Annotated in this window: 8 protein-coding genes; 6 read left to right on the forward strand and 2 right to left on the reverse strand. The window is 45.3% G+C overall.

Translation table 11 applies throughout. The annotated features are described in order from the left end of the window. Positions 1 to 30: 30 nt before the first annotated feature. A complete protein-coding gene (locus R7041_RS21010) occupies positions 31 to 444 on the forward strand; it encodes a c-type cytochrome (RefSeq protein ID WP_064368880.1) in 414 nt (137 codons plus the stop codon). Between the two features lie 72 nt (positions 445 to 516). On the opposite strand, the gene rep is transcribed toward R7041_RS21010, so the two are convergent. Then, positions 517 to 2,532 (reverse strand): DNA helicase Rep, encoded by a 2,016-nt coding sequence (gene rep, locus R7041_RS21015; protein WP_064368879.1) that lies wholly within the window; start codon positions 2,530 to 2,532, stop codon positions 517 to 519. A 170-nt stretch (positions 2,533 to 2,702) separates the two neighbouring features. Between rep and R7041_RS21020 the strand changes: the two genes are divergently transcribed. The 4 genes from R7041_RS21020 to ubiK all read left to right on the forward strand — a co-directional run bounded on the left by R7041_RS21020 (position 2,703) and on the right by ubiK (position 7,927). Then, positions 2,703 to 3,284: a TetR/AcrR family transcriptional regulator gene (locus tag R7041_RS21020; protein WP_005384254.1), complete on the forward strand. Its 582-nt coding sequence runs from the start codon at positions 2,703 to 2,705 to the stop codon at positions 3,282 to 3,284. Between the two features lie 18 nt (positions 3,285 to 3,302). Further along, the gene (vmeC, locus tag R7041_RS21025; protein WP_005379101.1) at positions 3,303 to 4,409 is read left to right on the forward strand and encodes a multidrug efflux RND transporter periplasmic adaptor subunit VmeC; all 1,107 of its coding nucleotides are present in this window, start codon (positions 3,303 to 3,305) and stop codon (positions 4,407 to 4,409) included. A gap of 12 nt (positions 4,410 to 4,421) precedes the next feature. Further along, positions 4,422 to 7,544: a multidrug efflux RND transporter permease subunit VmeD gene (gene vmeD / locus R7041_RS21030; protein ID WP_017821137.1), complete on the forward strand. Its 3,123-nt coding sequence runs from the start codon at positions 4,422 to 4,424 to the stop codon at positions 7,542 to 7,544. Positions 7,545 to 7,675: 131 nt separating this feature from the next. Next, positions 7,676 to 7,927, forward strand: coding sequence for a ubiquinone biosynthesis accessory factor UbiK (gene ubiK, locus R7041_RS21035; protein WP_005379099.1), 252 nt, complete (start codon positions 7,676 to 7,678; stop codon positions 7,925 to 7,927). A 266-nt stretch (positions 7,928 to 8,193) separates the two neighbouring features. On the opposite strand, the gene ilvC is transcribed toward ubiK, so the two are convergent. After that, entirely contained in the window at positions 8,194 to 9,678 is a 1,485-nt protein-coding gene (gene ilvC, locus R7041_RS21040) for a ketol-acid reductoisomerase (protein ID WP_005379098.1), read from the reverse strand. A 143-nt stretch (positions 9,679 to 9,821) separates the two neighbouring features. Here ilvC and ilvY point away from each other — a divergent pair, with 143 nt between their 5' ends. Then, positions 9,822 to 10,712 carry an HTH-type transcriptional activator IlvY gene (ilvY, locus tag R7041_RS21045; RefSeq protein ID WP_064368878.1) on the forward strand — a complete coding sequence of 297 codons (891 nt, stop codon included), beginning with the start codon at positions 9,822 to 9,824 and terminating at the stop codon, positions 10,710 to 10,712. Positions 10,713 to 10,874 lie beyond the last annotated feature (162 nt).

Raw genomic sequence — 10,874 nt, forward strand, 5'->3', positions numbered from 1 at the left:
CACTTACCTCGGGAATGTGAAGTGGGTTTAATGGATATGTCTCGACAAATGATTAGCGTTTTGTTCGCTGCCTTAACGTTTTCTACGGCAGCTTTAGCTTCTGACATCAGCCAAACTGAATACGATGCGATCGCAGAACGCATCCAACCTGTCGGTGATGTTTATCTAGCGGGTTCTGAGCCAGTGAAAGAAGAGCCAACCGGTCCACGTGATGGCGCCACAGTTTATGGTACTTTTTGTATTGCTTGTCACGCATCTGGTGTAAACGGCGCACCTAAAACAGGTAATACCGATGATTGGGCACCGCGTATTGCACAAGGCAAAGATACGTTAGTGAAGCACGCATTAGAAGGCTTCAATGCGATGCCAGCCAAAGGAACCTGTATGGACTGTTCTGACGATGAAATCATCGCAGCAATTGACCACATGATTGAAGGTCTATAAGTAAAGACATCAACGAGAAAGGCTTGCCAGTTGGCAAGCCTTTTGTTTTTAGTCAGTGAGAACAAGGTTACTTTACTTCTTAAACATTGCTCGAATATTGGCAATGTGTGCTTGACCTTTCGCCATGCGCTCTTCTGCTGATACTGGCTTTTTGTTTACTTCCCATTCAACGTCATCAAATGGCAACTCATCCAAAAAGCGGCTTTGAATCGGTTTGATCAACTCGCCGAACTGCCGACGCTCTTTGCACATAGTGAAAGTCAGTTCACGTTGCGCGCGAGTAATACCAACGTACATCAGGCGACGCTCTTCTTCCACGTTATCTTCATCAATACTGGTTTGGTGCGGTAAAATACCTTCTTCGGACCCAATTAAGTATACATATGGGAACTCAAGGCCTTTTGATGCGTGCAAGGTCATCAGTTGTACTGCATCACTGTCTTCATCTTCTTCACCGCGCTCCATCATGTCACGCAAGGTCAAACGTTGAACGACTTCTTTTAACGTTTTCTCTTCTTGATCGTAGTTGTCACCCTCTAGGTCCGCCACTATCCATGAATAAAGATCAGAAACGTTCTTCATTCGCATTTCAGCGGCTTTCGGACTTGCTGAAGTTTCGTATAGCCAATCTTCATAATGGATATCACGAACTAGCGAACGAACCGCTTCGACGGTATCACCACGCTCAGCTTGATCAGCAATCGCCACTAGCCATTGGGTGAAACGACGCAGGTTTTCTAGGCCACGTCCCGTTAGGTGCTGTTCGAGCCCCATTTCAAAGCTCGACTCAAACAGGCTCTTCCCTCGCATATTGGCATAACTGCCTAACTTCTCTAACGTTACTGGGCCAATTTCACGTCGTGGAGTATTCACAATGCGCAAAAATGCATTGTCGTCATCCGGATTAACCAAAACGCGCAAATACGCCATGATGTCTTTAATCTCTGCGCGTGCAAAAAACGAGGTGCCGCCAGAAATTTTATACGGTACACGGTTTTGCATCAGAGACTTTTCAATCAAACGTGATTGGTGGTTACCACGATATAGAATCGCATAATCTTTATATTCGGTACGGTTTAGGAACTTATGCGCTATTAGTTCACCCGTCACGCGCTCTGCTTCGTGCTCTTCATTTTTAGCCAACAACACTTTGAGTTTTTCACCGTCAGGAATTTCAGAGAACAAGGACTTCTCATAAACGTGAGGGTTGTTAGCTATCAAAATGTTGGCCGCACGCAGGATTCGACTCGTTGAACGGTAGTTTTGCTCTAGCTTAATCAAACGCAAATTCGGATAATCTTCACCCAGCAACACGAGGTTCTGAGGTTTCGCACCACGCCATGAATAAATAGACTGATCGTCATCCCCTACAACCGTCAATCGCCCACGTTCTCCGACGATTAATTTGACCAGCTCATACTGACTAGTGTTGGTATCTTGATACTCATCAACCAGTAGGTAACGGATACGATTCTGCCAACGCTGACGAACGTCTTCATGATTACGTAAGAGTAAAACGGGCATCAAAATTAGGTCATCAAAATCAAGCGCGTTATAGGCTTTCATTTGCTTTTGGTACATATCAAAACAGAACGCAAACAATTGTTGCTGTTCACCTTGCGCACGCGCTTTGGCTTGCTCTGGCGTCAACATGTCGTTTTTCCAGTTGGAAATACAACTCAGAAGCTGACGTAGCAGATCTTTATCACCATCAAGCTGCTTTTCGGTAAGTTCTTTGAGCAGCGCTAGCTGGTCTTGGTCATCAAACAGTGAGAAGCCCGCTTTCAACCCTAAATGCTTGTACTCACGCTTGATGATGTTCAATCCTAAAGTGTGGAATGTTGATACCATCAAACCTTTAGACTCACCTTTCCCTAACGTTTGACCTACACGCTCCTTCATTTCACGTGCCGCTTTGTTGGTAAACGTCACCGCCGCAATGTTACGCGCTTTGTAACCACATTGCTGAACCAGATAAGCGATTTTATTGGTAATAACACGAGTTTTGCCCGAGCCAGCACCAGCTAGCACTAGGCATGGACCAGACACGTATTTCACGGCTTCATCTTGACTAGGGTTCAGCTTCATAGAAATTCTCTGCGGGTGATGAATGTGGCGCCTATGATAAAGGGGTGGCCTCGTGAAAGCTATGCTGATTTCTTGTAATTTTCACACCAATTAAGTGCAATATTCTGTTGCATAAATGGCGGGTATTTAAGCTATAATGAATGAACGTTCATTCACTAAAGGGTGACATTATGAAGGATAACCCTGCTGTAGATAAACGAGAACAAATCTTAGTCGCTGCTGAACAACTCATTGCTGAATCTGGTTTTCAAGGGCTTTCCATGCAAAAGCTCGCCAATGAGGCAGGTGTCGCAGCAGGGACGATTTACCGTTATTTCTCAGATAAAGAACATCTTTTAGAGGAACTACGCCTTAACGTTGCTAAGCGTGTTGCTACTGCGGTGCAACTAGGTGTTAGTGAAGAGATGCCTTTAAAACAGCGTTATCGAACCATGTGGCTCAATATTTGGAATTTAGCGAGCTCGAACTTAAGTGCGATCAGCAACCGAGTCCAATATGAGTCTTTACCCTGTTCAAATAGTAGCAAAGCTCGGGAACTTGAGAGACAAATGTTTGCCCAAGTAGATCTTCTTTTTAATCAGGGTAAAGACGAGGGAGTATTCAAGCTTCTCGATAACGAAGTACTTTCTGGATTAAGTTTTGAGGCAAGTGTTGCACTTGCTCGGAAACACGCTTTGGGATTTTATCAACTGGATAAGACGGCATTAGAGGCCGCTATTGAAGCCAGTTGGGATGCAATTATTAAACACTAACTTGGAGTTCTTAATAGAATGAAAAAGTGGACTTTCTTTATGTTACTTATCGCCGTTCTCTTGTTCGGCAGCGTGATAGGTTTCAATTTATTTAAGCAACAAAAGATCGCTGAATACATGGCAAACCGTCCTGAACCTGAGTTCCCAGTAACCGTGACAGAAGTGCAAGCGGTGGATTGGGTACCAGTCATCGAGGCAATTGGTTTTATCGAGCCAAACCAAGGCGTGACGGTAGCGAACGAAACGAGCGGTGTTATCGATAAAATCGCGTTTGATTCCGGTACTCAAGTTAAATCGGGTCAGCCATTAGTGTTGCTTGATTCTGAAGTCGAAAAAGCAAATTTGAAGAGCTCGCAAGCTAAGTTGCCAGCGGCAGAAGCGAAATACAAACGCTACCAAGGCCTATTCAAAAAAGGCTCTATTTCTAAAGAAGCGTATGACGAAGCAGAAGCAAACTACTTCTCCTTAAAAGCGGATATTGAAAGCCTGAAAGCAACCATCGACCGACGCGAAATCAAAGCGCCATTTGATGGTGTGGTAGGTATTCGTAACGTGTACCTCGGTCAGTACCTACAGGCGGGCACCGATATTGTTCGCCTTGAAGATACCAGCGTGATGCGCTTGCGCTTCACCGTGCCACAAACCGATATTTCACGTATCAATATCGATCAAGAAGTGGATATCTTTGTTGACGCTTATCCAGACCAACCTTTCAAAGGGTCTATTTCTGCGATTGAACCAGCTGTAAACGTACAAAGTGGTTTGATTCAAGTTCAAGCGGATATCCCTAACAGTGACGGCAAACTACGTAGTGGTATGTTCGCGCGTGCAAACATCATTCTGCCTAAATTAGAAAATCAGGTCACGCTACCTCAAACCGCGATCACATTTACGCTGTATGGCGACAATGTTTACATCGTAACAGAAGAAGATGGCGAAAAACGCGTTAAGCAGCATGTGGTAAAAGTTGGCGAACGCTCTAAAGATATCGCACACATTCTAGAAGGCGTGAAGCCAGGTGATGTAGTGGTGACATCGGGTCAAGTCCGTTTGAGTAACCATGCGAAAGTAAGCATTGTCGAAAGCGATGCAACTACCCCACCTGCTGAAACACCAATGCTTTAAGTTGGAGGCATCATGCGCTTTACAGATGTTTTTATAAAACGTCCAGTTTTGGCGGTATCGATCAGCTTTTTGATTGCATTGCTTGGTTTGCAAGCGGTGTTCAAAATGCAGGTTCGTGAATACCCTGAAATGACGAATACGGTGGTCACCGTGACCACCAGTTACTACGGTGCAAGTGCCAACTTGATCCAAGGCTTTATTACTCAGCCATTGGAGCAAGCGGTAGCGCAAGCCGATAATATTGATTACATGACTTCGCAATCGGTACTAGGTAAATCAACCATTACTGTAAACATGAAGTTGAATACTGACCCAAATGCGGCGTTGTCTGACATTCTGGCGAAAACCAACTCGGTACGTTCACAGCTACCAAAAGAAGCCGAAGACCCAACCGTAACCATGTCGACAGGTTCGACAACGGCGGTACTGTACATCGGCTTTACGAGTGACGAGTTATCTTCAAGCCAGATCACTGACTACCTTGAGCGTGTAATCAACCCGCAGTTGTTCACCGTAAACGGTGTGTCCAAAGTTGACCTGTATGGTGGTATGAAGTACGCACTGCGCGTATGGCTAGATCCTGCCAAAATGGGCGCTTTGAAGTTGACCGCAACCGATGTGATGAGCGTTCTTAACGCCAACAACTACCAATCTGCAACCGGTCAAGCGACGGGTGAGTTCGTGCTTTATAACGGTAGCGCAGATACTCAGGTATCAAACGTTGCTGAACTTGAAGCATTGGTCGTGAAAACTGGTGAAGGGGATGTCATCCGCCTAGGTGATATCGCTAAAGTAACGCTAGAGAAAAGTCACGACGTTTATCGCGCAAGTGCAAACGGTCAAGAAGCCGTGGTTGCGGCGATCAACGCAGCGCCAAGTGCTAACCCGATCAACATCGCGGCAGACGTACTTGATCTGTTGCCTCAACTTGAGCGCAACCTACCAAGCAACATCAAAATGAACGTGATGTACGACTCAACTATCGCCATCAACGAATCGATTCACGAAGTAGTGAAAACGATTCTTGAAGCAGCGGTCATCGTACTTGTGGTTATCACACTGTTCCTAGGTTCATTCCGCGCGGTAATCATTCCTATCGTGACCATTCCACTTTCATTGATTGGTGTGGCAATGGTGATGCAAGCAATGGGTTTCTCTTGGAACTTGATGACGCTACTGGCGATGGTGCTTGCCATCGGTCTGGTGGTGGATGACGCGATCGTTGTACTAGAAAACGTTGACCGTCACATCAAAGAAGGGGAATCGCCATTCCGAGCTGCAATCATTGGTACGCGTGAAATTGCGGTTCCAGTTATCGCGATGACATTGACGCTAGGTGCAGTGTACGCGCCGATCGCATTGATGGGTGGTATCACCGGTTCACTGTTCAAAGAGTTCGCTTTGACACTGGCAGGTTCAGTATTCGTATCCGGCATCATCGCTTTGACACTATCACCAATGATGTGTTCGAAGATGCTGAAAGCGAACGAGAAGCCAAGCAAGTTTGAGCAAAAAGTTCACCATATCCTTGATGGCATGACCACTCGTTACGAAGGCATGTTGAAAGCGGTAATGGCTCATCGTCCGGTTGTTATTGCGTTTGCAATCATTGTATTTGCAAGCTTACCGGTCTTGTTCAAGTTTATTCCTAGCGAACTAGCACCATCTGAAGATAAAGGTGTGGTCATGCTGATGGGTACCGCCCCATCAAATGCGAACTTGGACTATATCCAAAATACCATGGATGACGTAAACCAAATACTCTCAGATCAACCGGAGGTGGAATACGCACAGGTCTTTAATGGTGTACCAAACTCAAACCAAGCGTTTGGCCTAGCAACATTGAAGCCTTGGAGTGAACGAGAGGCAAGCCAATCTGAAATCACGAAACGTGTGGGTGGCCTAGTATCAAGTGTGCCTGGTATGTCTGTCACTGCATTCCAAATGCCAGAGCTTCCAGGTGCAGGCTCAGGTCTACCTATTCAGTTTGTAATTACAACACCAAATAGCTTCGAGAGCTTGTTTACTATCGCTAGCGATATTCTAACCGATGTTGCAAGTAGCCCAATGTTTGTCTATTCCGACCTGGATTTGAACTACGATTCAGCAACGATGAAGATCAAGATCGATAAAGACAAAGCCGGTGCCTACGGTGTGACTATGCAAGACATTGGCATCACCCTCAGCACCATGATGGCAGATGGTTATGTAAACCGAATCGACCTGAATGGCCGCTCGTACGAGGTGATCCCTCAAGTTGAGCGTAAATGGCGTCTAAACCCAGAATCGATGAAGAACTACTATGTACGCTCTGTGGATGGTAAAGCGGTTCCATTAGGCAGTCTGATTACTATCGATGTGGTGGCTGAGCCTCGCTCTTTGCCACACTTCAACCAGCTAAACTCAGCGACTGTGGGTGCAGTACCATCACCTAGTGTTGCTATGGGTGACGCAATCGACTGGTTTGAAAATATTGCACAAACCAAACTGCCTGCAGGATATAACCACGATTACATGGGCGAATCTCGTCAGTTTGTAACGGAAGGTAGTGCCTTGTATGCAACCTTCGGTCTTGCACTTGCGATCATCTTCCTCGTTCTGGCGATTCAATTTGAATCACTCCGCGATCCTATTGTCATCATGGTATCTGTACCTCTGGCAATATGTGGTGCCTTGATCGCATTGGCCTGGGGTACGGCCTCGATGAACATCTACTCGCAGGTTGGTTTGATAACGCTGGTCGGCCTAATAACCAAGCACGGTATCTTGATCTGTGAAGTCGCCAAAGAAGAGCAGTTACATAATAAACTGTCTCGTATTGATGCGGTGATGGAAGCTGCGAAAGTGCGTCTTCGCCCTATCCTAATGACCACTGCAGCGATGATCGCAGGTCTGATCCCGCTGATGTACGCAACAGGTGCAGGTGCCGCGCAACGTTTCAGTATCGGTATCGTCATCGTTGCTGGCCTTGCAATCGGTACACTGTTCACACTATTCGTACTACCTGTGATTTACAGCTACCTAGCTGAAAAACACAAACCTCTGCCAGTATTTGTTGAAGACAAAGACTTGGAGAAGTTAGCGCGAGTTGACGAAGCGAAAGCAGCTCATCGTGAATTAGCGGATAACAGATAAGCTATTAAGGCATTCAAAAAGGTCACTTCGGTGGCCTTTTTTATTGCCGCTCTCTTTTTTGCCATCTAAGTGGCGACTTTCACGTATCATTTACTTAAAATGAGGACAAATCAAAAGGAGTTTTAGCCACTATGTTTGACCCAAAGAAATTAGAGCAAATTGCTAAACAGATTCACGACTCAATGCCTCAACCTGTAAAAGAATTGGGCTCTGATGTCGATCAGAAAGTTCGTCAAGTAATCCAAGGCCAGCTAAACAAGCTAGATGTTGTAAGTCGCGAAGAGTTTGATGTTCAAACTCAAGTTTTACTACGTACACGTCAAAAGCTAACAGAAATGGAACAGAAGTTGGCGCAACTTGAAGAAAAGCTTGCTGAAAAATAAGTATCAAAGCGCTCCTCACAAAGGAGCGTTTTTCTTATCGGCGCGCAGATAAATCGGCTAAAAACAAAAAGGCTTGGTCAACGGCGACCAAGCCTTTTGATTAGATGTTGTGTTTTATTTTGTATTTATCACTCCAGTCTGCCTGGAGTTTATCTACTGCGTTACTTGAGACTAAGTAAATTACGCTGTATTAAGGTTTCATTTCTAGGAGAAGGCGCGGACTTTACGATAGTAAACGAGCACCTTCGACACCGAAATGGAGTCATTTAGCCGCCCACCGCGATACGCTTCATATCAGTCATGTAACCACGTAGCTCTTCACCGATGTACTCTACAGGGTGGTTACGGATTGTTTCATTCACAGCGATAAGAGTCGCGTTATCCACTTGGTTAGACGTTTCACCTAAACCTTTACCAATTACGTCAGTATTTACGGCTGGCATAAACTTCTCACGTAGAAGCGGCGTTGCTACGTTAGCGAACAGGTAGTTACCGTATTCCGCAGTGTCTGAGATAACCACGTTCATCTCGTATAAACGCTTACGTGCGATAGTGTTTGCGATAAGTGGCAGCTCGTGTAGAGACTCGTAGTAAGCAGACTCATCGATGATGCCAGATGCCGTCATCGCTTCGAATGCTAGCTCAACACCCGCACGAACCATAGCAACCATCAAGATACCGTTATCGAAGTACTCTTGCTCAGAGATTTCTACGTCAGTTTCTGGGTAGTTTTCGAAAGCAGTTTCACCTGTTTCTGCACGCCAGCCTAGTAGATTTGCATCGTCGTTTGCCCAGTCAGCCATCATAGTGCTAGAGAAGTGACCGGTGATGATGTCATCCATGTGCTTGTTGTATAGCGGACGCATCAGTTCTTTTAGCTCTTCAGAAAGCTCAAATGCTTTCACTTTTGCAGGGTTAGTTAGGCGATCCATCATGTGAGTGATACCACCAAACTTCAGTGCTTCAGTGATGGTTTCCCAACCGTATTGAAGAAGCTTACCAGCGTAGCCAGGATCGATACCATCAGCAATCATCTTCTCGTAACATACGATAGAGCCAGCCTGTAGCATGCCACAAAGGATAGTTTGCTCACCCATTAGGTCAGATTTCACCTCAGCAACAAAAGAAGACTCTAGACAGCCTGCACGGTGACCACCTGTTGCTGCAGCCCAAGCTTTCGCGATATCCCAACCTTCACCTTTTGGGTCGTTCTCTGGGTGAACAGCGATAAGAGTCGGTACACCGAAACCGCGCTTGTATTCTTCACGAACTTCCGTACCTGGACATTTAGGTGCAACCATTACTACCGTTAGGTCTTTACGGATTTGCATGCCTTCTTCAACAACGTTGAAACCGTGAGAGTAACCTAGTGCTGCGCCTTCTTTCATTAACGGCATTACCGTCTCAACAACGTTTGTGTGCTGCTTATCTGGAGTAAGGTTTACTACTAGATCAGCTTGTGGAATTAGCGTTTCGTAGCTACCTACCTCAAAACCGTTGTCTTTTGCGTTTTTGAATGACTGGCGTTGCTCATCAATCGCGGCTTGGCGAAGCGCATAAGCAACGTCTAGACCAGAGTCGCGCATGTTCAGACCTTGGTTAAGACCTTGAGCACCACAACCTACAATGACTACTTTCTTACCTTTCAGATAATCCGCTTCTGAAGCGAACTCACTGCGGTCCATAAAACGACAACGACCTAATTGGTCCAACTGCTCGCGCAAGTTTAGGGTATTGAAATAATTAGCCATCTGGGTGCTCCTTTGAGATTCTTCCATTGAGGTCAGTAATTGCCTTACCGAATAACTTCATACTAAAACAGACATGAGATTGCTTAAAGTGATATATTCACAATTAGTTATTGCAATTTATGCAACATGGAAATGACAATTTAATGAATATCAAAAGCCTGCAACTTTTCATTCATCTCTGTGAGAGTAAAAGTTTCGCCAAGACCGCAGCGGCAATGCATATTAGCCCTTCAGCCTTAAGCCGACAGATACAAAAATTAGAGGAGGAAACCAGCCAACAATTGTTTTTACGCGACAACCGTAGCGTTGATTTAACTATCCAAGGTAAAAAGCTAGTCCCAGTTGCCTTAAAGATTCTTGGCGAATGGCAGCAGTATCAGAGTCACCTGAAGGGAACCGAGGATGAATTGAAAGGAGAAATCCGTCTCTTTTGTTCTGTTACTGCAAGCTACAGCCATCTTCCGGAGCTAATCTCTGACTTTCGTATTCAGAACCCTTTCATTGAGTTCAAACTATCAACCGGCGATCCAGCTCAAGCGATCGAAAAAATACTAGCAGATGAAGCCGATATTGCCATATCAGCCAAGTCAGAACAGATGCCAAATAAAATCGCATTTGAAACGATCAGTGAAATCCCACTTTCTGTCATCGTACCTGTTGGGGTTAGTGCGTTTGCTGAAGAGCTACAAAAAGAAAAACCAGACTGGTCGGTCATTCCATTCATACTCCCAGAAGCAGGAACGGCAAGGGACAGGGCCAATACTTGGCTCAAACAAATGAAAATAAAGCCAAAGATCTACGCACAAACCTCCGGACATGAAGCCATCGTAAGTATGGTTGCATTGGGGTGTGGAGTAGGTATCGCACCTGATGTTGTAATCAACAACAGTCCGGTAAGAGAAAAGATAAATCGTTTAAAAGTCTTACCAATTAAACCTTTTAAACTTGGTGTTTGCTGCAACAAAACTCAGCTGGAGAATCCGCTTGTTAAAGCCTTTTGGAAGGTTGCAGAGAGCAAGTATATCGCACCTTAGATGAACACTTTTTAGGTATAAAGTGGGCTAATTTTAAAACTCTATAGATGCAAAAAAGCCCGCTCTTTCGAGCGGGCTTCTTAAATTTAAAGCCTGGCGATGTCCTACTCTCACATGGGGAAGCCCCACACTACCATCGGCGCTATTTCGTTTCACTTCTGA

The sequence above is a fragment of the Vibrio sp. 1751 genome (assembly GCF_033339895.1).
In the GTDB taxonomy this organism is placed as follows: domain Bacteria; phylum Pseudomonadota; class Gammaproteobacteria; order Enterobacterales; family Vibrionaceae; genus Vibrio; species Vibrio alginolyticus.